This window comes from Hymenobacter ruber (assembly GCF_054783255.1).
On record NZ_BAAGQX010000004.1, the window covers coordinates 312,011 to 337,811 of the forward strand.

The 25,801-nt window shown below is 63.0% G+C and carries 19 protein-coding genes; 5 read left to right on the forward strand and 14 right to left on the reverse strand.

Annotation, left to right across the window (positions count from 1 at the left end; genetic code table 11):
• Nucleotides 1-123 precede the first annotated feature (123 nt).
• The 3 genes from ACYVM5_RS11875 to ACYVM5_RS11885 form a co-directional block, all read right to left on the reverse strand.
• The gene (locus ACYVM5_RS11875; RefSeq protein WP_460618324.1) at nucleotides 124-5,652 is read right to left on the reverse strand and encodes an alpha-2-macroglobulin family protein; all 5,529 of its coding nucleotides are present in this window, start codon (nucleotides 5,650-5,652) and stop codon (nucleotides 124-126) included.
• Nucleotides 5,653-5,751: 99 nt separating this feature from the next.
• A complete protein-coding gene (locus ACYVM5_RS11880; RefSeq protein ID WP_460618325.1) occupies nucleotides 5,752-6,378 on the reverse strand; it encodes a DUF4269 domain-containing protein in 627 nt (208 codons plus the stop codon).
• A 74-nt stretch (nucleotides 6,379-6,452) separates the two neighbouring features.
• On the reverse strand, nucleotides 6,453-7,148 hold the full coding sequence (locus ACYVM5_RS11885; protein ID WP_460618326.1) for an HAD family hydrolase: 696 nt from the start codon (nucleotides 7,146-7,148) through the stop codon (nucleotides 6,453-6,455).
• Between the two features lie 43 nt (nucleotides 7,149-7,191).
• Here ACYVM5_RS11885 and ACYVM5_RS11890 point away from each other — a divergent pair, with 43 nt between their 5' ends.
• Nucleotides 7,192-7,821: a CatA-like O-acetyltransferase gene (locus tag ACYVM5_RS11890; RefSeq protein WP_460618327.1), complete on the forward strand. Its 630-nt coding sequence runs from the start codon at nucleotides 7,192-7,194 to the stop codon at nucleotides 7,819-7,821.
• 74 nt (nucleotides 7,822-7,895) lie between these two features.
• Here the strand turns inward: ACYVM5_RS11890 and ACYVM5_RS11895 are convergent, their stop codons facing one another.
• Entirely contained in the window at nucleotides 7,896-9,296 is a 1,401-nt protein-coding gene (locus ACYVM5_RS11895; RefSeq protein WP_460618328.1) for a M64 family metallopeptidase, read from the reverse strand.
• Between the two features lie 10 nt (nucleotides 9,297-9,306).
• Nucleotides 9,307-9,810: a hypothetical protein gene (locus ACYVM5_RS11900; protein WP_460618329.1), complete on the reverse strand. Its 504-nt coding sequence runs from the start codon at nucleotides 9,808-9,810 to the stop codon at nucleotides 9,307-9,309.
• A 93-nt stretch (nucleotides 9,811-9,903) separates the two neighbouring features.
• On the opposite strand from ACYVM5_RS11900, the gene ACYVM5_RS11905 reads away from it, so the two are divergent.
• The 3 genes from ACYVM5_RS11905 to ACYVM5_RS11915 all read left to right on the forward strand — a co-directional run bounded on the left by ACYVM5_RS11905 (nucleotide 9,904) and on the right by ACYVM5_RS11915 (nucleotide 14,019).
• Entirely contained in the window at nucleotides 9,904-10,809 is a 906-nt protein-coding gene (locus ACYVM5_RS11905) for a LysR family transcriptional regulator (RefSeq protein WP_460618330.1), read from the forward strand.
• A 63-nt stretch (nucleotides 10,810-10,872) separates the two neighbouring features.
• A complete protein-coding gene (locus ACYVM5_RS11910) occupies nucleotides 10,873-12,075 on the forward strand; it encodes a PALP domain-containing protein (RefSeq protein WP_460618331.1) in 1,203 nt (400 codons plus the stop codon).
• A gap of 111 nt (nucleotides 12,076-12,186) precedes the next feature.
• Nucleotides 12,187-14,019: a polysaccharide deacetylase family protein gene (locus tag ACYVM5_RS11915; protein ID WP_460618332.1), complete on the forward strand. Its 1,833-nt coding sequence runs from the start codon at nucleotides 12,187-12,189 to the stop codon at nucleotides 14,017-14,019.
• Nucleotides 14,020-14,087: 68 nt separating this feature from the next.
• Here the strand turns inward: ACYVM5_RS11915 and ACYVM5_RS11920 are convergent, their stop codons facing one another.
• From ACYVM5_RS11920 to ACYVM5_RS11955, 8 genes are all read right to left on the reverse strand, one after another.
• Nucleotides 14,088-15,125 (reverse strand): tetratricopeptide repeat protein, encoded by a 1,038-nt coding sequence (locus ACYVM5_RS11920; RefSeq protein WP_460618333.1) that lies wholly within the window; start codon nucleotides 15,123-15,125, stop codon nucleotides 14,088-14,090.
• Between the two features lie 37 nt (nucleotides 15,126-15,162).
• Nucleotides 15,163-16,407 carry a tetratricopeptide repeat protein gene (locus tag ACYVM5_RS11925; protein WP_460618334.1) on the reverse strand — a complete coding sequence of 415 codons (1,245 nt, stop codon included), beginning with the start codon at nucleotides 16,405-16,407 and terminating at the stop codon, nucleotides 15,163-15,165.
• Nucleotides 16,407-17,780 carry an ATP-binding protein gene (locus ACYVM5_RS11930; protein WP_460618335.1) on the reverse strand — a complete coding sequence of 458 codons (1,374 nt, stop codon included), beginning with the start codon at nucleotides 17,778-17,780 and terminating at the stop codon, nucleotides 16,407-16,409. The genes ACYVM5_RS11925 and ACYVM5_RS11930 overlap by 1 nt, the downstream gene beginning before the upstream one ends.
• A 57-nt stretch (nucleotides 17,781-17,837) precedes the next feature.
• Nucleotides 17,838-18,104 carry a DUF167 domain-containing protein gene (locus ACYVM5_RS11935; RefSeq protein ID WP_460618336.1) on the reverse strand — a complete coding sequence of 89 codons (267 nt, stop codon included), beginning with the start codon at nucleotides 18,102-18,104 and terminating at the stop codon, nucleotides 17,838-17,840.
• Nucleotides 18,105-18,229: 125 nt separating this feature from the next.
• Nucleotides 18,230-18,988: an endonuclease III domain-containing protein gene (locus ACYVM5_RS11940; protein ID WP_460618337.1), complete on the reverse strand. Its 759-nt coding sequence runs from the start codon at nucleotides 18,986-18,988 to the stop codon at nucleotides 18,230-18,232.
• Between the two features lie 178 nt (nucleotides 18,989-19,166).
• Complete coding sequence (locus tag ACYVM5_RS11945; protein WP_460618338.1) at nucleotides 19,167-20,147, reverse strand: hypothetical protein; 981 nt, start codon at nucleotides 20,145-20,147, stop codon at nucleotides 19,167-19,169.
• A gap of 181 nt (nucleotides 20,148-20,328) precedes the next feature.
• Nucleotides 20,329-20,739, reverse strand: a complete 411-nt coding sequence (locus ACYVM5_RS11950) for a response regulator (RefSeq protein ID WP_460618339.1) — start codon at nucleotides 20,737-20,739, stop codon at nucleotides 20,329-20,331.
• A 120-nt stretch (nucleotides 20,740-20,859) separates the two neighbouring features.
• Nucleotides 20,860-22,353, reverse strand: coding sequence for a sensor histidine kinase (locus tag ACYVM5_RS11955; RefSeq protein WP_460618340.1), 1,494 nt, complete (start codon nucleotides 22,351-22,353; stop codon nucleotides 20,860-20,862).
• Nucleotides 22,354-22,434: 81 nt separating this feature from the next.
• Between ACYVM5_RS11955 and ACYVM5_RS11960 the strand changes: the two genes are divergently transcribed.
• On the forward strand, nucleotides 22,435-23,262 hold the full coding sequence (locus ACYVM5_RS11960) for a TrmH family RNA methyltransferase (RefSeq protein ID WP_460618341.1): 828 nt from the start codon (nucleotides 22,435-22,437) through the stop codon (nucleotides 23,260-23,262).
• A gap of 18 nt (nucleotides 23,263-23,280) precedes the next feature.
• Here the strand turns inward: ACYVM5_RS11960 and galB are convergent, their stop codons facing one another.
• Complete coding sequence (gene galB / locus ACYVM5_RS11965; protein ID WP_460618342.1) at nucleotides 23,281-25,731, reverse strand: beta-galactosidase GalB; 2,451 nt, start codon at nucleotides 25,729-25,731, stop codon at nucleotides 23,281-23,283.
• Nucleotides 25,732-25,801 lie beyond the last annotated feature (70 nt).

Here is a 25,801-nt window from a genome sequence, read left to right on the forward strand (position 1 = left end):
CAATATTTTGCGTCTCGTCGTTGCTGATGTTGTTTAGTTGTTTGTGCGAACGGCGCGGTTATAGCCGTTCAACGCAAGCCGTTCAACGACGAGACGCAAAATATTGCGTCTCTACCTCGTTCATCATTTCACGCGCACCACGCCGGCTCCGTTATAGCTGTGGTAGTCCGCGTTATACATCGCATCCGCATTCACCGGCCCCAGCTTGAACGTGCCTTTGCTTACGGCACGGCAGAGGTAATAAAAGTGCTTTGGCGCACCTGTAGCCGTCGTGAACATGTTAATCCGGTCATCGCGCACGTCCAGGTAATCGGGCGTTGAAGCATCCTTTGCCCAAGCTAGTTCACGGAGCGCGCCGATGCGGGGATTCTCGATTTCCAGGCCGGCGGGAAGCAGGTCGGTGATGGCCACGTTCTTGATTTCACCGGCCGCGTCGCCCGCTTCGATGGTGATGCGCACCACCACCAAGTCGTTCTGGCGGAAGGTGGAGGTGCCCAGCGGCACGCCGTCGCGGTTCAGGAACTGGCGGCGGACTTTCAGGTAGGCGTCCTCTTCCTTCACCTGGCCGCTGGCCGAAATGCCTTCGGTTTCCCAGAAGTAGTAGAGGCTGCCTTTGCCGGCGGTGCGGATGCTGACGTTGCGGTTGGCTACGTTGCGTACTGTGAGGTCTTTGCCATCGAATTTGCCGGCGGGTTTGCCGTCGATGAACAGGCTGGCGGTGGCGGTGCTGCGGGCGTTTTGGCGGGCTATTTTGCCGAGGGCGAGGAGGGCGAAGGCGCTTTCCTGGGTGCTGAGCCAGTAGGCCTGCTTCATCTGGCGGCTGAGCTGGCGGGCGATGCCGGGGATTTGCGGGTTGTTGGGGTCGGTGCTGACGAGGGCGTTGAGGATGAGGCCTTCGTCGCGGATGGGGGAGTAGAACGAGCCGTCGAGGGCGCGCCGGGCGGCGCGTTCGCTGCCGAACCTGGTGGGCAGCAGCTCGCGGAAGGCGCGCTGATTGCCGAGCAGGCTCTGGGTGCAGGCGAGGAGGAAGCGGGAGTCTTCTGTGAGCAGGGGGCGGTTGGCGCGGTAGTAGTTCATGGCCACGGGGTCCTGGCGGCCGGCCAGGGCGAGGACGTAGAGCGAGTAGGCGATTTCCTTGCTGGCGATGGTGCGCTGGCGGGCAATGTTGCTGACGTCGAAGTATTGGTAGGGCTCGGTTTCGCGCTTTTTGAGGCGGAAGGCCAGGTATTTCAGCACCTTGTCGAGGACGGATTTATTCACCGCGAAGCCGGCCTGCTGGGCTTCCTGCAGGAAATGGGCGGCGTAGGCGGTGGCCCACCAGTTGTCGTAGTCGCCGCCCGGCCAGTAGCTCAGGCTGCCGTTGTAGAGCTGCATTGCCTCAATCTTGCGGATGGCTTCCTGGACGTGGTAGTTCGGGTTGTAGCGCTGCGCTTTGGCGGCGGCGCCGGTTTTCTGCTGCAAAGTGGCCGCCAAATCGGCGTAGTAGAGCTGCGGGAAGGCGGCCGACACGGTTTGCTCCAGGCAGCCGTAGGGGTATTGCAGCAGGTAGCGCAAATCCTTGCTGAACTCCGTGAGCGGCGAGCGGCTCACGACAAGCCTGCTGCTGAGCGAGGTGGGCAGGAAATCGGTTTTCAGGTTGAGCGGGAGCGTGGCCCCGCCGGCAATCACGCCGCTGCCGGTGCGCTTTTCGAGCGAGGCGGCGGGGCGGATGGGGAGGTCAATTATTTCACTGAACCCGTCTCTGCCATCAAGCTTTTTATCTACGATGAATGCACTCTCAATTCTGGCGTTACCAATTTTTTGAGCCACTAAATGGAATACCACTCTCCGCTCCGTATTCGGTGCCAAAGAAATTTTAGGAGCTGGAGTATCGAAGTTGACAGGAATGACCTTCGCATTATCATTGCCTCGTTCTAATCGAATTCCGGCTATTCCGCTAAGAGTTTGCTTGGTCGTATTCGTCAGCGTCACCGGCACGTCAATCGTGTCGCCTGGGCTCATAAACCGCGGCAGCGCCGTGGAAATCACCACCGGGTCGGCTACTTTCATCGTGAATTCAGCCGAGCCGAAGGCATCGTCTTTGTAGGCCACGGCCATGATGCGGAGCGCCCCGCTGAACTGCGGCACGCGCACCCGGTAGCGCACTTTGCCGTCGCCATCGGCGGTGAGCACGCCGCTCCATTTCGAGACCAGTTTCACGCGGCGGTTGGGCACGGGGTTGGTGCGGTTGCGCATGTCGGCCGCGTCGCCGCCGCTGCTGCTGGTGCCGAGTTCCGGGAGGAGGAAGGGATACACGTCGAAGGCCGATACTTCCAGGGCCCGTTTCTGGTAGAAGTAGGCGTGCGGGTCGGGCGTCTGGTAGTTTTTGAGTTGGAGAATGCCCTCGTCCACCACGGCCAGGGTGAGCTGGGCGCGGGGCGCGGTGGTGATTTCCACGGTTTGCCAGGTCTGGGAGCGGCTGGCGGTGGGCGCGGCAATGGCCACGGCGAGGCGCGAATCGGCCTTTTCCACGGTCAGGGGTAGGAAGCCGCGGGCCACGGTGAGGGGCAGGCGGTCCTGGGCGGTGTGGGCGCGCACGGCGGTGGCGGTCACGTACACGTTGGGCACGTGCTCGGCTTTGATGGGGATTTTGACCTCGGCCGCCTTGCCGTCGGTGGTCACGTAGAAATGGTCGAGCACGTTGGCCCGCTCCACCGTCACCAGGATGCGGCCGGCGAAGGGCGATTTCAGCAGCAGATTGGCCGTTTCGCCGGGCGCGTACTTGGGCTTGTCGGCCTCGATGGTCACCTCGCCCTCGTTGTTCACCTCGAAGGAATTGGCCTGGGTATCGCCGTAGCCGTAGGCGTAAAACCGCTGCGTGACGTAGCTGCTGGCGCCCGGCCGGCTCACGCGCACCTCGTATTCGCCCGAGTAGATGGGGGTGAAGCTGAAGCTGGTTTCGGCCCCCACGGCGCGGCTTTGGCTCAGAATCACCTGGTCGCGCTGCTGCGAATTGTACACGTAGCGGCCGCCCTGGCGCTCCAGCACGGTTTCCCAGAGCTTGCGCACCACCTTGATATCGGCCTGCGCCGACGTGGGCTTGCCGGCCGGCGTGAGGGCCAGCAGCTTCACCGTGAGGGCCTGCTTGGTGCTGATGAGGTCGGGCAGGTTGGCGATGCCGAACATCGTGGCCTGGGTTTGCACGTCGAAGGTGGCGAGGCGGTTCACGGGCCGGCCGGTTTCGTCGAACACCGTGGCGAAGGCCACGCCCTCCAGCGTGCCGAGGTCGCGGTAGTCGGGCACGGTGTAGGTGGCGGTGCCGCGGCCGGCGGCGTCGGTCATGCCTTCGCGCACCGTTTTCTCGAAGCGCGCGGTGAGGGCATTGTCGCTGGCTTCGCCGTCGTCGTTGGTGGTCCGGCGCTTTTCGCCGCTGTTGATGGTGAAGTTGTAATCGGGGTATTTCGGGGCCGAGAAATACTTCTGCTTGAGCGAGAATTCGACCTCAAACTTGCGGTCGGCGGCGGGCGGGCCGAACAGGTTTACGGCCGTGATGCTGGCCGTCACGTCCTGGCCCGGTTTTACGGTTTTGGGCGCGGCCGTCACGGTCACCTTCATCCGGTCGGGGATGAATTCTTCGACGCTGATTTGGCGCGAGGTCAGCAGCACGTCGTTGCCGGTCAGCACCTCCATCGTGTAGAGGCCCGTCATGATGGTGGGCGGCAGAATGAAGCGGCTTTCGAAGCTGCCCGTCGCGCTTAGTTTCTGCTGCAAGCTGCTGTACTCCTTGCCGCTGGGCAGCAGCAGCCGGATTTTCATGGGTAAGCCCGAGGGCGGGCTTTTCCAGTCCTCGGTGCGGATGACGGTGTTGGTCCGCACCGTGTCGCCGGGCCGGTACAGGTTGCGGTCGCCGTACAAAAACGCCTGGTAATGCGCCGCGTTCGAGGTCAGCCCACCCACCTCAAAGCGCGAGGTTTCAACCCGGCTTTTGGTTAAATCCAGAAAGGAAAAATCGGCATCCTTCACCGCCGTAATCATGCCCAGCGTGAAGCGCTTCATGCTGGCGGCCGAGTCGAACTGCGCCACGCCGGACTTGTCGGTCGTCGTCGTGCCAATGACTTGGTTATTCGAACTCACGAGGTTCACCGTCACGCCGCTCAACGGCTCGGCCGTGCGGATGGAATTGGCGAACACCACCGTGCCGCCCGTCGCGCCCTGCTTCACGATGAGGCCGAGGTCCGTCACGGCCACCAGCTTGCTCACTTGCAGCCACTGCCGCTCGGTATCCTGCACACGGATGACGTACATGCCCTTCATCGGCCCTTGAAATTCAAGGTCTTTCAGGTTGAGATTGAGCAGGCGCAGGCCGTTTTCCTTTGCTAAGCCATCCACCGAAATGGTGCGTTCCGACAGCACGTTGCCGATGCTCTCGGTGTCGTAGTACTGAAAGCTGCGGTCGATGTAGTCGCCGTTTTCGTCGGTGTTCGATTCGCGGGGCTCGTCCTCGTCGTATTCGGGGTAGCCGTACTGCTTTTCGCCGCGCAGCAGCTGCTGAATGTTGTTGGCGTAGACCTTCGCAATGGTCACCTTTACCTTGGCCACTTCGTTGATGCGCAAACCCAGATTCCGGTTCCCCAGCGCGTCCAGATACATAGCCTTTTCGCTGCTGGTAAAGCTCAGGCTCGGCCGCTCGTCGCCAAACGAAACCGCCTGGCTAAACTCTTGATTCAAGCTGCCGCCCAGCGCGCCGCGCGTGCCGGCCGCCAGCGAAATTTGGTAGGTTTTGCCCACTTCAAACCCGCCACGTAGCGCAAAGCCACTTTCCAGCGCCTCCACCGAAAACGCCACGGCGGGCTTCACCGTGAGGTTGGGCTGCACGTCGGATGCATTCACCGGCTGGTTGAGCAGCAGCGTCACCACCGGCTGGCCGTTGAGCAGGGAGCCGGTTAGCTCGCGCACTTCCAGCAGGCTTTGGTCGGGGATTTCGGCCTGGGCGGTGAGGACTTTGTCAGTGGCTTTGGTGCCAGTGGCGGGGCACAGGCCGGGCGCAATGTCAATCTGCACCGGCGAGCCCTGGCGCACGTCCTGCATAAACGTCACGGCCACCAGCGCATCCGGCTCAGCCGAATTCACTTCCACGGCCACGGGCTTGCCGTCCTGCGTCACCTTCAGGCGGGACTTCACATCGGCAGGCCGCACGGGGTAGTTGAACACGAGGTTGGCGCGCAATTCAGCAGTGCCCGCTGCCCGCTTCGAGCTGCCGTAGAACACTTGCGGCGCGGCCATATCCAGGTAGGGCGTGTGGAATTTGGGCCGGTTCAAAGCCAGCTTCTGCTTGTCGCTGGGCAGCGTTTCAGGCCGTAATGAGGCTGAGAAAACCGTGCTGGGCCGGAAAGGCTCCAGCGGCGAAAACGTCAGCTCCCGGTCGCCGGTCCACTTGAACTTGCCGCGAATATTGGGCGAGAATGTGACGTAGCGCGTGGTGTCCCAGCGGTTTTGCCGCGCTTCGTCCACCACCTTTTCATCGAAGGTGAAGACGAGGTTAGAATATGGGTCGATTTCGTCACCGTCGGTCTGGGCCGTTTCAGCGGCCTGTTCCTGAGCGGTTTTTTTCGAGCACGACGAAGCCGCCAGCAGCATCAGCAGCAGGGGCAAAAAGCGGTAACGGGCCAGCATGGGGAGGGCGAGTGGAAATATGGCCGGAAGGTAGGAAGAAGCCCGGATTTAATTGCAACGCGAAAAGCTGCGCCGTATTGGGCGGGGCTACTTGTTTTATTAGGCGTTGCGCGCAATTGGGCAACTCGCCACCAAAGCCTGCAATTCGGCACTGGGTTTTCCTTCTAATTGCAATAGCGCTTCGTATGGATTACCCGGTAATTGCAGCAACTGTGCAAACGCGGGCTCCGTCTTCAGCCCTTGCTTTTTCAACTGCCGTACAGCCCACCGCCACGGCTCACCGCCAGCTTCCAGCACGGCAGCTTCTACCAGCAAATGGCGGAAACCGTTTTGCTGCGCCGTCGGCAATGCCTGCCCAAATACTTCCACCTCGCGGCTCCGGTAGCGAAAGCTGCCGACGATGGATGGGTAGCCGTTAATGGTGTGCTGCATCAATTTGAAGCTGTGGCGGTGGCCGTAGTGTTGCTGCAGCAGCTCTACGAAACGGGGCATTTCTGCGGGAGGTACTTCGCACAAAACGTCCAAATCGCTGCCCGCAATGTCGATGCCGAGCGGAATGGTGCCGGCCAGCACGGGCTTGAAATCGGTCAGGACGAGCCAGAGGTTTAGCGCTTGCAGCAACGAATGGGCGCGTTGCTGCCGCTGGTTGCCGGTTAATAGATAACGCAGGTCGGCCCAGTCTGGCATTGTGGAAATAGCAGGTCTAGAATTGTAGAGACGCGACACTTCGCGTCTCGGCGTTGAACGAGGCTGTAAATCCGGTGCGGGCGCCGAGACGCGAAGTGTCGCGTCTCTACAGCTTAACGCACCAATTCCAGCACTTCCCGCAGCCGCTCCACCGCCCGAAACTCCACGCCCGCCAGCAGCTCGGCCGGCACGTGCTCGTGTATCCAGTTGGCGTGGTAGGGGACGTGCACGGCCAGAAAGCCCAACTTCGCCACCGGCAGAATATCCGATTTCAGCGAATTGCCAATCATCATGAAGTTTTCCGGCGTGGCACCTAGTCGAGTAAAAAGCCGGTGGTAGGTCGGCTCGTCCTTCTCGCTCACGATTTCGACGTAATCGAAAAAGTCGCCCAGGCCGGAGCGGGCAATTTTGCTTTCCTGGTCGAACAGGTCGCCTTTGGTGAGGAGTATCAGCTTGTGGCCGCGCTCCTTCAGTTCGGTCAGCACCTCCACTACATCGGGCAGCGGCTCGATGGCGAAGCGCAGCAAATCCTTGCCCAAGTCCAGAATCCCCTGGATTTCGGCTCCCACCACCGCCCCGCCCGAGAGCTGAATGGTGGTTTCAATCATCGACAGCATAAACGATTTGGCGCCGTAGCCAAACAGCTGCATATTGGCCCGTTGCACTTCATACAGCCGCGCGTTGATGGTGGCGTGGTCGGCATACGGGGCCAGAATATCGAGCAATTGCGCCTCAACATGGTCGAAGTGCGGCTGGTTGGGCCAGAGCGTGTCGTCGGCGTCGAAGGCGATAAAGGTTTGCGTGGGCATAACATGGGGATTAGCGCCGCAAAGCTACCGACCTTTGCCCGCCATGAAGCACCTGATTGACCTCGAAACCTGGCTCCGCCGCGAGCATTTTGCCTTCTTCTCGGCTTTCGAAGAACCATTCTTCGGCCTCACTGCCAACGTGGACTGCACCAATGCTCAAGCCGAAGCCAAGCGGCTGGGCGTGTCGTTTTTCCTCTACTACCTCTACCACGCGCTCGAAGCCGCCAACGAAGTCGAAGCCTTCCGCTACCGCATCGAAAACGGCCAGGTGTACCTCTACGACCGCATTCACGCCTCCGCCACCCTCGGCCGGCCCGACCACACGTTCGCCTTCTCCTTCATCGAGCAGAATGATTCGCTCAAAGGCTTCATCGCTGCCGCCGAGGCCGAAATTGCGGCCGTGCAAGCCAGCACCGGCCTGCGCCTGAGCGACGCCACCGCCCGGCCCGATGTGGTGCACTGCTCGGCCCTGCCGTGGGTGCGCTTCACGGCGCTCTCGCACGCCCGCAGCTTCTCGCACCCGGACAGCTGCCCCAAAATCTCCTTCGGCCAGGTGTTCAGCGAAGGCGATACCCGGCAAATGCCCGTATCCATCAACCTGCACCACGGCCTCGGCGATGGCTACCACGCCGGGCTGTTTCTGGCCGCATTTCAGCGGCGGCTGAGCAGCTGAATGCTTGTTCTCGCATAAGCAGAAAAGGCCCGGAGCATCATGCCCCGGGCCTTTTGCATTAGCTATAAAGCGGGTTATTCCTTCACCAGTTGGCGGTTCAGCACAATGCCGTCCACCTCAATGAGCAGGGTATAAACCCCGGCGGCGCGCAGGTCCAGCTCCTCGGGCCGGAGTGCATATTGGTAGCGACCCGGGGCCTGACGGCCGTAGCGAATGGTTTTCACGACCCGCCCGGCCGCGTCGAGCACCGTAAAGACCACGGGCGCGGGGCGGGGCAGGGTATAGCTCAGGTTCAGCACATCGCCCACAGGGTTGGGGTAAGTTTCCACCTCGTATTCGGCGGTGGTGGAGGCCATGCTCACGCCGGTGCTGGTCCGGTTGATGGTCCAGTCTACGGTGTAGGTGTGCTGGGTGAGGTGGGTGGCGCGGCGCGTGAGGGCGGTGGTGTCGACTACCACGGCGCGCACTACGTGGGTGCCCACCGGCAGCTGGGCCAGCGTGGCGGTGGCCGTGGCGGTGTTGCGGGCAAACACGGTCCCGTCGCGGGTCCAGGTCACGCGCAGGGTGTTGGGCGTGGGCGGCAGCAGCGTGAGGGCAAACGACAGGTTCTGCGTGGGCGCATTGATGGCCAGCGTGGCCGGCGAATAGGCTTGCAGCGGCGACACCAGCGTGTGGAATTTCTCCACGAACGCCTCGCGGCACACGGCGCAGAACGGCACGCCCAGAAACTGCATCTTGCAGTTCTGGTGGGGCTTCTGCCAGCTGGGGTCGGTGGAGTAGGGGTAGATACCGATGCCGCTGGTGCCCACCCACGGGGCCCAGCGCACGGTGGCGGGGTTGGTGGTTTGGGTCATGTTGAAGGCTTCGCGGGCGTATTGGGAGCCGGCCCAATATTCATCGGCCAGCGCGGCCATGGAGTGGCCGATTTCGTGCACCATGATTTCGGTGGCGCTGGTATTGGCCGAGGCCGTGGCCAGCGCCCCACCCGAGCCGCCGTACTCGGTGGAGTTCACCAGCACAAACACCTGGTCGTAGCGCGGAAAGTTATTGGCCAGCACAGTGCCCACGGCTGCGTTGGCCTGTGGCACCAGCAGGCGGTGAATGCCGCCGTAATCGAAGGTGCTGTTGAAGTAAGTGCTGGCTGAAAATGCGGCCGTGGTGCCGCAGTCCGAGGCCGTGCGCGGGTGCGTCGAGCCGCTCTGGGCCGACGGCACTTCAATGGCAAATACGTTGAAATAAGGCCGGTATTCCAGAAACGGCGACTGCGCAAACAGGCTGTTAATCACCGCTGTGGCCCGTGTGCGGAACAGCGCCATTTCGCTGGCTTGGTAGCCGTCGGGAATGAAAACCAGGTTGATGCGCTTGGCCAGCGGCCCGGTTTTCACCAGCGTATCAACCGGAAAAGTCTGCGCCCGGCCGGGCGTGGCCAGCGCGGCGCAAAGCAACAGCAGCCAGAAAGTAGCGAGTTTTTTCATGGATTCAGGGTTAGGATTTCGAAGGAATAGGAAATTCGGAAAGCTTGGTCGTGGTACCCGCCACCACCTCTTCTACCCGAATGGCGGCGGTGGTGGGGCGCAGGGCCAGCCGCACAAAAAACTCGGCTGTGGGCAGCACCACCTCGCTGCGCTGGAAGGTGCGGTGGTCGTCGGCCACATGCTCCACGCTGCGGCGTAGCGGGTGCGGTACCCGCACCTGGTTTAGCACCCGGCCCTGGCCATCGAGTTGGAGCACGCGCAGGAAATCGGGCGTGTCGGCGTCGGCTTCCGGGATTTTGAGGTCGCCGGGCAAGGCCTTGGCTTGCAGCACTTCCAACTGCGTGCCAGCGGGCGTGGCCGTCAGCCGGCCGCTAAGGAACAGTAGCCGACTGGCGGCCTCCGGCTCAGCGGTGGCCGTGGCTAGTGGCTGGTAGGTAGCCGCCGGGCGGCGGGCGCAACCGGCCAGGCTGCTCAGCAGCAACAGCAGCGGCAAAGTCTTGGATGGGAAATTCACGGGCTGAATATAGGGTTTGGTTTATAATTAATTGGGCTTGGTGTAGTCGCCTGCCCCGAAGAAACCTCAAAGCCCCAAGTGCATCTTTGCGCCATGCTTTCGCACCCGCACGAAGTCTTTCTCGAAGTGGCCCAGCGCCTGAGCTTCACCAAAGCCAGCCAGGCACTGTTCACCAGTCAGTCGGCGGTGAGCAAGCAGGTGAAGGCGCTGGAGGAACACTACAAAACAGGCCTGTTTGAGCGGTTGGGCAGCAGCATCCAGCTCACGCCGGCCGGCCGCAAGCTCTACGAAAAGCTGCTGCAGGCCAAGCAGCTGCAGCAGGAGCTGCACCAGGAAATGAGCGCGCTAAGCCCGGATTTCGCGCCCAGCCAGCACCTGCTCATCGGGGCCAGCACCACCATTTCGCTCTACGTGCTGCCGCCCGTGGTGTCGGCCTACCTGCGCCTGCACCCCAACCGCCAGCTCAGCCTCAAAAACCGCAACTCCGACAACATCCTGCGCGCCCTGCTCGACCACGAAATCGAGTTGGGCATCATCGAAGGCATCCACAAAGTGAGCAACGTGACCTATACCCCCTTGCTCACCGACGACGTGGTGGCAGTATGCGCCGCCAATAATCCGCTCGAAAAGCGTACCCTCGAAGTCCACGACCTGCTTACCACGCCGCTGGCTCTGCGCGAGGACGGCTCCGGCACCCTGGCCGTGCTGGAAGAAGCCCTGGCCCTGCATCGCATCAAGCTGGCCGCGCTGCCGGTACGCGTGCGCCTGGGCGGCACCGAAGCCCTCAAAAACTTCGTGCGCGTGGATACCTGCCTGGCCTTCCTGCCGCGCCAAGCGGTGGTGAAGGAACTGGCCTCGGGCGAGTTTTCGGAGGTCAAAATCAATAATTTCCCCCTCAAGCGCGAGTTCAATTTCATCCAGCGCAAGGGCACCGAGAACAACGCGCCCTACAAGGATTTTCTGCAATTCACGCGGCGATATTATTCCAACAGGGCATAGCCTATTCCAAACCTCCATCCCAAACGGGCATACCCGAGGCAAAGCCATTCCGTACTTTGCCCCATGAAAATGGTTGCCTCTGAGTCCTTTTCCCGCTTGGCTGCGCTGCACTGCTCCGCCTGCGGTACCGAATATTCCGCCTTCGATTTGCAACGGATTTCGGCCTGCTGCTGTGTGCCGCTGGTGGCCGACTACGACCTGCGTGAGCATCTCAGCCGTGCCGTTATCGACCAGGCCGACGCCTCCATGTGGCGCTACGGTGCGCTGCTGCCGCTGCTGCACGAGGAAAACAAAGTGACCCTCGGCGAAGGCCTCACACCAATATTGCGCCTGCCGCGCCTGGCCGCCCGCCACGAGCTGGCCCACCTGCTGCTCAAAGACGAAGGCCAGAACCCCACCGGCTCCTTCAAGGCGCGGGGGCTGAGCATGGCCATATCCAAAGCCAAGGAACTGGGCGTGGACGGCTGCATTATTCCCACGGCGGGTAATGCGGGCGTGGCCTTGGCGGCCTACTGCGCCCGCGCCGGCCTGCGGGCCGTGGTGGTGATGCCCCGCCACACGCCGCAGGCGTTTCAGGAAGAATGCCTCTGGTACGGAGCCGAAGTGGAGCTGGTCGACGGCCTCATCAGCGACTGCGGGGCGCGGGTGCGCCAGCGCAACGCCGACGGCGCCCTGCTCGACATCTCGACCCTGAAAGAGCCCTACCGCCTCGAAGGCAAGAAAACCATGGGCTATGAAATTGCCGAACAGCTCAACTGGACGCTGCCCGACGTGCTGCTCTATCCGGCTGGCGGCGGCACCGGCCTCATTGGCATCTGGAAAGCATTTCAGGAAATGAAGCAGCTCGGCTGGCTCGCACCCGACGTGAAATTGCCCCGCATGGTGGCCGTGCAGGCCGAAAACTGCTGCCCGCTGCTCGAAACCTACGAAGGCCGCCAGCCCAACTGCCACGCCTACCAGGGCCGTGCCACGCTGGCCAACGGCCTGGCCGTGCCCCACCCGCTGGGGGAGGCCATGATGCTGCGCGTCCTCCACGAGTCAAACGGCACGGTAGTGAGCGTGAGCGAAGAAGGCATGCTGGCCGGCATGCGCGACCTCGGCCAGCAGGAAGGCCTGTTCGTGGCCCCCGAAGGCGGCGCGGTCTGGACGGCCGCCCGCCAGCTGCTGGCCACCAGCTGGCTGCACCCCGACGAGAAAATCCTGCTCCTCAACACCGGCAACGGCCAGAAATACATGGACAACGTGGCCGGCCGGGCACGGGGGTAAGGGTTTGTCTGTCATCCTGAGCGTAGCGAAGGACCTTATCACGCTTCTCCGGTTGATGACAGGCGACCAACCGACACCGCAGCCCCGCGCGCCCGGCAATACCTTTGCGCCATGCGCATTCTCCACGTTCTTTCGGCGGAATTTTTTGCAGGCTCCGTGGCCTATGCCGTGCAATTGGCCGAGGCCCACCGGGCCCAGGGCCACCAGGTATGGGTGGTGGCCGATGCCGACAGCCTGCCCACCGGGGCCACGCTGGTGTGGGCGGGCATCAGCAACCGCAGCTACCGGCAGCGGCTGCGCAACGTGCGCATTATCCGGCAAGTTGTTAAAAAAGAACAGATTGATGTGGTGCATTGCCACTCGCGGGCGGCCAGTTGGGTTAGCTATTTCGCCCTGCGCGGCCTGGCCGTGCCGCTGGTGAGCACCGTGCACGGCCGCCAGCACCTCCACACCTCCACGTCGTTGCTCGATGTGTACGGCGATAAAGTCATTGCCATTTGCGCCAATCTGCGCGAGCACCTCATCACCGAAGTGAAGATGGAGGCCGCCAAAATCGTGGCTATTCCCAACGGTGTGGCCTTTGGCAGCGGGGAGTTAGTAAGTGAGAATACTGCTTTGAGAATCTCCTTTATTGGCCGCTTTAATGGGGGTAAGGGCGAGCGGGCGGCGGCCCTGCTGGCACAGGTGTTTCCGGCCTTGCTGCACGAGTTTCCGGCGTTGCGGGTGGCGCTTATTGGTGGGGAACTGCAACACCTGCCGGCGGCGGGCAAAACGGCTCTGGCGCAGCTGCAAGCCGATTTTGGCGAGCGCATTGAGGTGGTGGGTTTCACCGATGACGTGCCCGGCTGGCTGGCCCGCACCACGCTGGTGGTTGGGGCCGGCCGGGTGGCCATTGAAGCGCTGGGTGCCGGCCGGCCGGTATTGGCGCTGGGCGAAGCCAGCTACGCGGGCCTCGTCACGGAAGAAACTTTTGCCTCGGCGGCGGCTTCCAATTTCGGTGATATCTCGGCCCGGCAAGGTTCCTCGGAAGTCGATTTTGCCGCGCTGCTGGCCGATGCGCAGGGATTTTTGCGGCAGCCGCAAGCGGTGCCGGCTGTGCTGCGGCAGCAGGTGCGGGGGCATTACAGCTTGGCTACCGTGGCGGCGCGGGTGCTGGAGGTGTACCAGGCGGCGCGCATGCAGAAGGCCGTCCCGGGCTTCATTCCGGTGCTCATGTACCACAAAATTCCCAATGCGCCGCTGGCCACCAAACACCAGATTTACGTCACGAAGGAGAATTTCGAAAAGCACTTGGCCTATTTCAAGCAGCAGAAGCTAACGCCTATCACCTTCGCCGATTACCTGAAATACGCCAGCGGCGAGCTGCCGCTACGCGAATTCCCGAGTCGTCCCATCATCCTGACTTTTGACGATGGCTACACCGATAACTACACCAACCTGCTGCCGCTTATGCAGCAATACGGCTACCGGGGCGTGCTCTACCTGCTGGGCGATGCCAACATCCGCTACAATCAATGGGACGCGGATTTCGACCCCGATGAGCCACGCTCCGAGATAATGGACCTGGTTCAGAAACGCGCTTTTGTGGCCGCCGGCTGGGAAATTGGCGCGCACACCATGTCGCACCCCCGCCTCACCACGCTGCCGCTGCCCGAAGCCGCTGCCGAAATCCGGCGCAGCAAAACGGCGCTGGAAACTGCGCTGGAAACCGAAGTCGTGAGTTTCGCCTACCCGTATGGCGACTTGAATGAGGACGTGAAAATGGCGGTGCGCGAAGCCGGTTTCGCCCTCGGCGTAGCCACCGACACGGGCGGAATGACCATTGAAGACGACCGCATGCAGGTGTTCCGGGTGAATATGTTTCCGAACGAATCGACCAACAGCTTATTCAAGAAAACCTCGCCCTGGTACCGCAAATACTACCGCTGGAAGCGCGGGAAATAGCTAATTACAGGTTGAGTGTCGGGTTGCTCGCCGGTGATACCTGTTGTGGCTGGGGGCCGCGAAAAGGGTTACTGGTTCAGCTTCTTCATAACCAGCACGGGGATGAGGGCGAATGCCGTTACTCCGACGGCCAGTGCAAGTGATTGGGGCTGGGTCAATGGAGCGCTGGCATCGACTAGCCCGAAATAATCTCCCAAAAGTATCAGCGGCGGCAGCAGCAAAATGCTTGCTAGCCAGAAGCCGAGTCGGCGTTGCCAAACCTGCTTGGGCGATAGCCGGAACAGCGGGTCGTGGCGCGTGCGCCACCACGCCCGGACCACGGCTCCGGTACCACAAATCCGGTAGAACAGCACGCTCAGCCCGGGGTCGAAGCCCAGGGCCCGGCGCTCGGCCGCCTGCCGCTCGCTGCGCAAAAACCAGGTGGGCCAGTGCTGCTCGCGTCGGGCCCGTTGCAGCAGCGGCAGCAGCTGGGCAGCGCGGTCGGGAGCCTGGCGCAGAGCCTCGGCGAGGTGGGGCTCGGCGGCGGCAGGCTCGAAGCGGTTAAGCAGCACCAGTCCACGCCGGGCGTGCACCAGGTGGTTGGTTGGGGCCACGCGCAGCAAGCGGTGGAAATCTTCGTCGGCGGCCTCGGGGCGGTCACGCTGCTCCTGGGCCAGGGCCCGCCACAGCAGGCATTCCACGTTTTGGGCATCCAGGGCAAGGCCGTTGTTGGCGCTGGCAAGGGCTTCGGCGGGCCGGTGCAGCAAATACCGCACCTGGGCCAGAAACCCGAAAAAAACCGCGCTGACCGGATTCAGCCGAATGGCATCCAGTATCACCAGCTCGGCTTTGCGCAGGTGGCCTTGCTGGCCCAGGATGAGGGCCAGCAGGTGGTGGCTCCGGGCGGCTTCCGGGGCTAAGCCGATGGCCGTTTGCGCAACTTCGCGGGCCTCGTCGAGCCGGCCGAGCTGGCGCAGGGCTTCGGCCAGGGCCAGGTGGGTGGGCGCGTGGGCGGGGTCGGCGGCCAGGCACTGGCGGGCCAGCTGGACGGCTTGCTGCGGCCGGTGGTGCTCCAGCAGCAGCCAGACACGCGCCAGGGCAGAGGAGCCAGCAGGGAAATGAGCCATGAGCAAGCGGGAAAAGCAAAATGAACCATCCAACTACCTACCGGGCAGCAGGTGGTCGGAGGAATACCATGGCGCTGAGCAGCCCACCGTAAGCAAACAACAACAAGCGAGCCCGGAAGGAGGGTGGGGCATCATCGAGCCAGAAAAGAAACAGGATAACGGCGGCCCCACCCACCCAGCCCCATTCCGCGTACTGGCGCTCGGGCTCGGGTTCGGGCTCGCCCCATACCTCGCGCCACACGCCCATGGCGGCCAGCCCGGCCAGCGTGGCGGCCAATACCGGCAGCCGGGCCGGAATGAGCACGGCCAATACGGCCGCGCCCACGCAGCCCAGGCCGGCCGTTACCAATCGCCAGTTCAGCGGCCCCAGCCAGGCCAGGGGGCGGCCGCGTAGCTGCATCACCACGGGGGCCAGGCGCCAGCGCAGGTAGGCCCAGCCGTAGAGCAGCAGCAGGGGCACGCACAGCAGCGAGATAGCCACCGTCAGGCCCAGCATTGCTACTGCGTGGCCGGCGGTGCCCAGCCGGGCCGCAAACCACTCGTTGTAGGCCACAATATATCCGTCCAGCCGCTCCATCTGGCGCGGCAGCCAGTAGCGCTGCTTCCAACTCACCGACAGGCCCTCGCGGGCTTCCCGCGAATCGGGCTGGTGTTGCAGGGCCGTGCGGAAATGTGCTTCGGCTTCGGAATAGGCTTCGCGCGGCAACAGCAGCTGCCCCAGGGCCAGGTGCGCCCGCCAGTGGCCTGGGTCGAGGCTAAGCATGGTGCGGGCTGTGGTTTCGGCTAGGTCGTTTTCATCGAGCTGGCGCAGCGCCTGCAGCCGGCGATACAGGCAATCCAGGTTGGTGGGGTCCCAGCGCAGGCCGGCTTCGGCCGTGGCCCGGCTTTGCGCCGGGTGGTTGCCCGCCAGCTCCAGGTAGCTGCGCAGGGCGTAGAATTTCGGCTTGCCGGGGTCCAGCGCCAGGGCGGTAGCAAGGGCTTCCCCAGCCTCCTTGTTGCGGCGCTGGTTGGCAATGCTGAGGGCCAGGAAGTAGTACGCCTCGGCATAGTTGGGCTGCGCGGCCACCGCGTTGCGGGCCGCCTCTTCGGCTTCGGGGTGCCGGTCCTGGCCGTTCAGCACCATGCTCAAGACCACCAGCCCAAAGCCCGAGCGTGGGTTCTGGGCCAGCTCGCGGCGGGTCAGCTCCTCGGCCAGGGCGTAGCGATGCACCGCGACCAGGTTTTCGACCTGCGCAAACCAGCCGGGCTGCCCCCGCACCGCTTGCCCTTGCACCTGTGCCATTACAGTCCGCCCGGCTTTTTCACCCCCAGATACACCAGAATGTCGTCGTAGAGCCCGCCTTCGTTGGAGTACAGTGCGTAGTTGCGGGCCGTGGCAAACCACTCCTTGGTGCTGGGTTTTACCAGTTTGGCGGCATCCAGCAGGTGGCTTTGCTCGATGGGCAGGGGGCGGCCGCTGCGCATCGAGGCGCGCAGGCACACGTCCACGGCCCCGTCCACGAGGGCCATCAGGTCGGCCCCGCTGAGGCCGGCGGTGCGGGCGGCCACGGCGGCCACGTTCAGGCCGGGGGCCAGGGGCTTGCCGCGCAGCAGGATGTCGAGAATGGCGGCGCGGGCCGGCTCGTCGGGCGGCGTTACGAGGGTGATGCGGTCGAACCGGCCGGGGCGACGGAAGGCGGGGTCGAGGTGCCAGGGCGCATTGGTGGCGGCCATAATGAGCACGCCCTCGTTGGAGTGCGTGGCCCCGTCCAGCTCTTCCAGAAACTGGTTTATCACGGTGCGGCCGGCGCTCTGGCGCAGGTCGTGGCGGTTGGCGGCCAGGGCATCCACTTCGTCAAAAAACAGCACGCACGGGGCCTGCGCCCGGGCCAGCGCAAACACCTTGTGCAGGTTTTTTTCGCTATTGCCGAGCCACATGTCCAGAATATCCGAAATGCCCACGCTGATGAAGCTGGCCTGCACCTCGCCGGCCGTGGCGCGGGCCAGGTGGGTTTTGCCGCAGCCGGGCGGGCCATACAACAGCAGCCCGCCGCCGCTGGCCTTGCCGTAGGCCTTGTACAGGTCCGGGAATTGCAGCGGATGAATGATTTTGAGGCGGATTTCGTCCTTTACCGCCTCCATTCCGCCCACGTCGGCGAAGTTGATTTTGGGCTTTTCCAGCCCCAGCAGCTGGGCCTGCACGTTGAAAGCATCGGTGGCGGTGTCGGCGGGCGCGGCATGGCTGCTGCCAGTAGCGGCGGGCACGCGTGGGGCGGGCAGGGCGGTGGTCAGGGCGTGGTCGAGGTCAGAATCAGCTACGTCCGGGTCGAGTTCAACGGCGTGGTCGTAGGCGGTGCGCGCCTCGGCGGGCTGGCCGGTGGCTAGCAGCAGGCGGGCATGCAGGCGGTGTGCGGGGGCGTGGTCGGGGTGCTGGTCCAGCAGTTCTTCCACCACCACAAAAGCGGCCGAGTGCTTGCCGGTGGCCAGATAGGCTTCGGCCAGGCTTAGGCGCAGGGCATCGTCGGCGGGGTACTGGCGCAGGCCTTCGCGGCACAGGGCTTCGGCCTCGTGCGGCTGGCCGGCGGCGTTGAGCTGGCGGGCCAGGTGCTGGCGCAGCGGCAGGTTATCGGGCGAAAATCGCAGGGCATCGAGCAGCGGCTGGAAGTCGGCAGGCATGGCGGCGGGGGAGGAGGGCAGTGGAAACCGGCCCGGAAGTTAAGCCCGGCCGGCCGCTCAGGCCAGCAGCGCGGCCAGTAGCCGTTGGCCGTCTTCCTCGCTCACGCCTTCAATTTCGAGCTTTTTGAACAGGGCCGTGTGGCCGCTTAGCAGCAGCACGCGGCTCTTGGGCACGGCAAATACCGTGGCCAGAAAGGCCAGCAGCACGGCATTGGCCTGGCCTTCTTGGGGCGGCGCTTGCAGGCGCACGGTCAGGGTGCCGTCGGGCGCGCGCAGCAGCTGGGTTTGGCGGGCGTTGGGCTTGGCCCGCAGGTGCAGAATCATTAGGTCGGATTGGTGTCGATTTCTTCAAAGAACGTCATGCAGAGCGCAGCGAAGCATCTTTACTGCAGCAAGAGGTTTACTATTGCGGTAAAGATGCTTCGCTGCGCTCTGCATGACGTCTTGCATTATACGGTAGCCTGCCCACCCATGCGCGCTTGCCCAAACGGGCACTGGTCCAGCACCACGCAGCGCCCGCAGGCCGGCCCGCTGAAGTAGCAGCACTTCTGCCCGTGAAACATGAGCGCCTCGTGGTGGTCGTACACCTGCTGGGCGTCCCAGCCGGGCGGGAGCAGGGCTTCGAGCAGCTTGTGGGCCGGGCCTTCGCCCACCTTCGGCCCGATGAGGCCCAGGCGCTGGGCCACGCGGTGGTGGTGGCTATCCACGGGCATGGCCGGGATGCGCAGCGTACTGAACAGGAGGGTAGCCGCGCTGGTTTTCGGGCCCACTCCGCTGATGCTTTCCAGCCAGGCGCGGGCCTCGGGAATGGGCATATCGGCCAGGAAATCCAGGGCGCAAGGGGCATCAGTGCCGCAGCGCTGGCTGATTTCGCGCAGCACGGCCTGGATACGCGGGGCTTTCTGCTCGGGCCAGGTGCAGGCCCGAATGGCATGCTGCACGGCCTCGGTGGGCGCGTCGCGCACGGCCTCCCAGGTGGGAAAAGTGGCGCGCAATTCCTGGTAGGCGCGGTGCGATTCGGCGTTTTTGGTGCGGTGCGAGAGCAGGGCACTCACCAGTTCGCTCAGCGGGTCCTTCGTGCTGAAGAACCGGAACGGAGCCCCGTATTCAGCACAGAGCCGCTCGTGCACCAGTAGCGCCTTCGCCTGGCGGGCGGCAAAGTCGGCGGCCTGGGCTTCGGTAGTTGCGGCAGGAGCGGTAGGTTTCATGCCCGGCCTACGCGGTGAGGCCAAGCGGCGTTACGCTGCGCTTGACGAGGATTGGAGAAGTTTGTCATCCTGAGCGTAGCGAAGGACCGTGTCACGCTTGTATAATCTACAGTAATTCTGTCGAAATCAGTGGTGATAAGGCCCTTCGTTACGCTCCGGATGACAGCTTTGGGGGGCGCTACCGCGTCGAATTATACAGGGCAATGGCCTGGCGCTGGTTGTTGGCCTGTTTGCTTTGCAGCACGATGGGCACAATGAGTACCGGAATAGCCGCATAAACCAACGGCGAAATCCCGACCCGGCCATCGCCGGGCTGTAGCGACTGAAACAGCCCGGCCACGAGCAGTCCGCCGCCCACCACGTAGCTGCCCAGCGTGAGCCGCTGGTACCGGCGCGAATCCAGAAGCAGTTCCTGCGCCCCGGCATTGTCGCGGGTGGCCAGCATCAGGTTGTTGGTGGTCAGGTTCTGAATGGGGCCGTTGTCTTTGGAAAAGTATTCGGTTTTTACCGTGCGGTAGCCGCCGTAGGGATAGCCGCCAAATCCACCGTAACCCACCCCATACCCACCGTAACCGTAGCCCGGATAGCCGCCGAAACCGCCCGGCCCCGAGCTATACTGCGAAGTGGTGATGGAATAGAGGCTAATGCGCCCGGTTTTTTCGCGGCGCAGCGTGGTTTCCCGCGAGGAATTGGGCAGCGTGGTGCGAACGTAGTGGCCGGTTTCATCCTCATAAAATCCGATTTCCGCCAGCTCAAACTTCTGCCGCCCGTCCAGCAGCAGGTAGGAGCGGCCGAAGAGCGGATTCTTCGTTTCCACGTCGTTGGCTGAGTAAACCATGCCGTTTTTCAGGCCCACCTGAAAGCGGGCGGGGCGGGCGTTGTTGCCCGGCAGTTGGCCGGGCGGCGTGGGCGCATACACCGGTGCGGGCGCGGCCATGGGGCCGGGTTGTGGGGCCGTCACGGCGGCGCGGCGCGAAGAATCGGCCGGCGCCACGGGCACGGTTTCCAGTTGGCGCGGGGCCGGGGCCGGGCGTGGCCGGGCGGGCGTGGGCATGGTCGGCGGCGCGCCCAGCTGGCGCGGGCCGTCATCCTGCGCTTGCGCCGTGCGCCCCCCAAGCAGAATCAGCAGCAGGGCCGGGTATAAAACGGGAATTTTCATACGGAAGGACAGCAATTAAGACCAACGGGCCGAACAAGGTAGCCTTGCCCCGCCAATAATACCGAACCCCACGCAAACCCCCACAAACGGACTGACGGAGCGCGAAGATTGAACGTTGGTAAACAGCGGTAAATTCCGCACTTTTATTGTGAAGCGCAAGTGAACCCGGCGCTGCCCGGGCCTATTTAAGCAGCTTCTCCAGCAGGCTCAGGCTGTCCGAGAGGTCGGTGCCGGTTTCGAAATCCAGCGGCTTGAGGATATAGCCGCTCACGCCCAGGCTTTCGGCGTCGGCACGGTCTTCTTCCATGCTGGAAGTGGTGGTGATGAACACCGGAATGTGCTGAAATTCGGGGTTGGCGCGCAGCTCGGTCAGGAACTCGACGCCATTCATGCGGGGCATGTTCAGGTCGAGCAGGATAACCTCGGGCAGCGGGCGCAGGGCCTCCGCGCCATTCCGCCCCAGTAGCAGGTCCAGGGCTTCTTCGCCGTTGAAGGCCGTGTGCAGCTGGTGCGGCACGTTGAACTTGGCGAAGGACTTCTCCGCCGTCATCGTATCAAAAATATCGTCTTCAACTAGTAAAACAGAACGCATAGTGGTGGGTAGCTGAAATAAGTAAGCAATAGAAGGCCCGGCCGCGTAGCGCGCCCGAATAAAAAGCCGGTAGTTAAAAGGGCGCCCAAACCGGTCAGACCCGGCAGCAAGGGCCGGGGTTTATTTCGGCCACGTAAAGATAAAACCGGCCCCTTGCCCCACCGCCGATTCGACGCGAATAGTGCCTTGCTGCTCGTTGATAATTTTCTGCACGATGCTCAGGCCGATGCCCGTGCTTTCGGCCGTGTGCCGGTCGCGCAGGGTTTGGAAGAGCAGAAAAATCTTTTGGTGATACTCCGGCGCGATGCCCGGGCCGTCGTCCTGCACCCGAAACTCGTAGCAGCGGCCAATGTCCTGGCACGTCACCTCGAGGTGACCGGCCCCGCGCTGGTGGTATTTCACGGCGTTCGAGAGCAGGTTGGTGAAGACCTGTTGCAGGCTCAGCCGGTCGGTTTCGAAGGTGGGCATGTCGGGGCCGATGCGGAGCGTGAAATCGGGCGGCACCACCAGGTCGGCTACTTCGGTCAGCAGTTGGTGCACGCTCACCGTCTCGCGCGATTGGGCGGCTGTGCGGCCCACGCGGGCATAGGCCAGCAGGCCGTTTATCAGGTCTTCGAGGCGGGCCAGACGGCCCTTCATCTGGTCGAGGTAGGTGCGGAGCTGGGGCGAAAGCTCGGCGGCCAGCTCGTCCTCAATCCACTTCACAATGGTGGTCACGCCCCGCAGCGGCGCTTTCAAATCGTGCGAGGCCACGTAGGCAAACTGGTCGAGTTCGCGGTTGCGCTTCTCCAGGGCGGTGAAGCTGCCTTCCAACGTCTGCGTCATGCGGTTGAGCGACGCGGCCAGCCCGCCGAGGTTATCCTCCGCCTCATCCGTGATTTTAACGGTGTAATCGCCCTGCACCACCTGCTCGGCCAATTCCCGAATCTGGGCAATGCGGCGGGCTACCTGCGCGTTCACGTCGGCCAGCTCGCTTTGCAGACGGCGGTTGTCGTCCAGCTCTTTCACGATTTTAATCACCAGCCACACCACGATGAGCACGGCCAGCACGGCCGAAATCAGCACCACAATAGGCGTGGCTTTCTCAAAAACATCCTGCAAGGCGCTGCGCTGGGCGAGCAAAGCCATTTCGCTGCTTTTAATACGGGCGTACAGCATTCGCACCTGGCGCAGGGTCTGCCGGTCGGTATCGAGCAGGGTTTGCATGGCCGACTGGCTCATGGATTTTTTTATCTCCGTGAGGGGCCGCAGGATGCGGAATTCCTGCTCCACCAGGTCGCGCAGCGAGTCGAGCCGGGCGCGCTGGGCGGGGTTGTCCACGGTCAGGGCCTGCACGCGCTCCAGGGCGGCGGGCAACTGGCCGGTAGCCATACTGTAGGGCCGCAGGTACACAGTGTCGCCGGTGAGGAGGTAGCCGCGCGTACCCGCCTGAGCGTCCTTGAGCACCGATGTAATGGTTTCGGCCTCCTGCATCACCTGGTAGGTGTGCTCCACGTTCATGGTTTGCACGCTCAGGCCGCGAATGCTCCAGAACGAGGCCGCCGCCGTAAGCAGCAGCACGCCCACGGCCAGGGCAAAGCCCGCAATGATTTTGGTGTTGGATTTTAAGGTCATCAGTTGCGAAGGTACTGGGCCGCCCTACGCGGCCGGCCGGGGTATGGTTGGGGCCGGCGGCTGGGCCGGTATCTTTGCCCCATGCCTTTTGCCCCCTCCGACCGCCTCAGCAGCCCTCAAAACCCGCGCATCAAGCAGCTATTGAAGCTGCAGCAGAAGTCCGCTGAGCGCCGGGCGCTGGGTCTTACGTTGGTCGAAGGCCTGCGTGAGCTCACCGTTGCCGTGGAAGCGGGCGTACCGGTAGCCACCATCTACACCTGTCCCGAGCTGGCCGGTGAAACCGGCGAAACGGAATTGCGAAGCCTGTTTTTCGGCAAGAAAGACGCTCCCGAATGGTTCGAGGTCACGCGCCCGGTCTTCGAAAAAGTAGCCTACCGCGAGGGCTCCGATGGTCTGCTGGCCGTCCTCCGCACTCCCGCCCGCAGCCTCGCTGACCTCCGCCTGCCCGCCAACCCGCTCCTCTTGGTGCTCGAAGCCGTGGAGAAACCCGGCAACCTCGGCGCCATCCTCCGCACCGCCGATGCCGCCCCGGTCGACGCTGTGCTCATCGGTGACCCGCGCACCGACCTCTACAACCCCAACACCATCCGGTCCAGCATCGGATGCGTGTTCTCCGTGCCCGTTATCGCCGCGCCAATGGCCGAAATCACCGCTTTCCTGCGCGAGAAAGGCATTCGTAGCTACGCCGCTGCCCTCACGCCCAAAGCGCATTCTTATCTGGACTGCGACTTCCGCCAGCCCACGGCCCTCGTGCTCGGCACCGAAGCCGACGGCCTGACCCCCGCCGCCCTGGCAGCATGCGACGAGACCATCATCATCCCCATGATGGGCCGCATCGACTCGCTCAACGTGAGCGTGGCCGGCGCCGTGCTGGCCTTTGAGGCCGTGCGCCAGCGCACGGCCTCGTAAATCACCGGGTTATCACAACTACTGAGCTTTGGTTTGCAGAGTCACGGTACCGGCTTGCAGCCCCACGCTGCTGGCTTTCACCTGCACCGCGCCGGCCTTTTCGCCCGCCTGCACAATGGCCACCAACTGCCCCTGAAACACCCGCATCTGCGGCTTCTGGAACGGTTCCAAACTGGTCGCATCGCCATTGCCGATGGCCCGGAAGCTGCCCGCGCCGCTCACCGCGAAGCTGAGCGACTGCGCCGCATCGGGGCAGAGGTTGCCCTGCGCGTCCTCCACGCGGGCGGTGATGAAGGCGAGGTCCTTGCCATCGGCCGTGAGGGCCGTGCGGTCGGCCACCAGCTTGATGTGGTGCGGTGCGCCAGCGGTGCGTACTTCTTCGGTGGCTACGGCTTTGCCTTGTGCATCGTAGGCCACCACTTTGATGCTGCCGGGCGCGTATTTCACGTCCTTCCACATCAGGCGGTAGCGCGATTGGGGCTCAGCCGACGGGCCTTTGGTTTGGCGGCCCTGGCTTTGGCCGTTCACAAACAGCTCGGCCGAAGGGTAGCTCGTGTAGGCAAAAACCGGCGTGGTTTGTCCTTCGCGGCCGGGCCAGGTCCAGTGTGGCAGGAGGTGCAACGTGGGCTTAGCCGTATTCCAGCGGGTGCGGTAGAGGTAGTACCGGTCCTTAGGCATACCCGCTAAATCCAGAATCCCGAAGTAAGAGCTGTGCGAAGGCCACTTTTCATCGTAAGGCGTGGGTTCGCCTAGGTAATCGAACCCCGTCCATACAAACTCGCCCATCACGTTCGGAATATCATCCTGCGCGGCAAATTCCTCGTCCGGCGTCTGCGACCACACGCAGGCCTCCAGGTCGTAGCTCGACGACTGATTATCTGGGTACTGCTTCTGCTTGGCCTTCTCGACCGGAAACTTGTACACCTCGCGCGAACTCACCGTTGAAGCCGTTTCGGAGCCCAGCAGGAAGCCCTGCGGTAGCTTGCCCAGCGCCTCGGGGTAGCGGTGAGGCTTGTAGTTGAAGCCGGGAATGTCGACCACGTTCACGATGCCATATTTGAAATCGTCGTCAAACCGGTCCAGGCCCATCGTCACGGGGCGGGTGGGGTCTTCGCGGTGCACGATGTCCTGTAAACGCTTCGCAATGATGGGGCCGTTGGCGTTGCTCTGGTCGGGCACTTCGTTGCCGATGCTCCACATAATCACCGACACATTGTTGCGGTAATGGTGCACCATGTTCACCAAATCCTTCTCGGCCCACTCATCAAAATACTGGCTGTAGCCATTCTTCACCTTCGGCGCTTTCCACTCGTCAAACGACTCCACCATCAGCATCAGGCCCATTTCGTCGCACAGCTGCACCAGCTCCGGCGCGGGCATGTTGTGCGAAGTCCGGATGGCATCGCAGCCCAAATCCTTCAGCAAAGTCAGCTGTCGGCGCAAAGCGGCTGTATTAATCGCCGCACCCAGCGGCCCTAAATCGTGGTGGTTGCATACGCCCTTGAACTTGCGCGGCTGCCCGTTCAGCGAAAAGCCCACGCCCTTCTCAAACTTGAAGGAGCGAATGCCGAACGTGGTTTTGTAAGCATCCTTCAGCGTCTTGCCCGCATACAGCTTCGAGGAAGCGGTGTACAGCACCGGCGTCTCCGGCGACCACAGCTGCGGCGTCGGCACCGTCAGGTTCTGCTCAAACGTCAGCCCATTGGCTAGTTCCGTGCTGGTCGTCGCCACCACCTTGCCCGCCGCATCGCGGATTTCGGTGTCCAGCCGCAGCGGCTGCAGCTTGCCGCCCGGCGTTTCCACTGTCGTTTTAAGGTTGACTTTGGCTTGTGCCGCCGTGATTTCGGGTGTGGTCAGGTAAGTGCCCCACACCGGGATGTGCACATCATCCGTCACCACCAGATGCACGTTGCGGTAGAGGCCCGCGCCGGGGTACCAGCGCGAGGCTTCCGACTGGTTTTGCAGGCGTACGGCCAGCACGTTGCCATCGCCGGGCTTCAGCAGCGAGGTGATGTCGAGCGAAAACGAGTTGTATCCGTAGGCCCAGTGGCCGGCCGCCTTGCCGTTCACAAACACGTGTGGGTCGCTCATTGCGCCATCAAATACCAGCACCGCTCGCTGGCCCGGCCCGAAGCCCGGCACCGCCAGCTTGCGCCGGTACCAGCCCGTGCCGATGAACGGCAGCCCGCCCGTGCGTCCCGATTTCTGGGTGGCCTTCTGCTCCTGGTTTTGCTCAATCTTCACGACCTGCAGGTCGTTATTCCCATCAAATGGCCCCGTAATAGCCCAGTCGTGCGGCACGCTCACCGTCTGCCATTTGGCGTCGGCAAAATCCGTTTTGGCCGCATTCGGCACGTCGCCTTTCGAGAATTTCCAGTTGGAATCCAGTAGGTATTCGTGCCGGTTCTGGGCCGTGGCGGCGGTGGCGGCCAGCAGCAGCGTAGCACTCAGCAGGTTTTTCAGCAGCATAAGCAAGCAAGGAGAATGGACCTGCAAGGTACGAGCTACCAACTTTACACAATCGATTATCCAGCGTTGC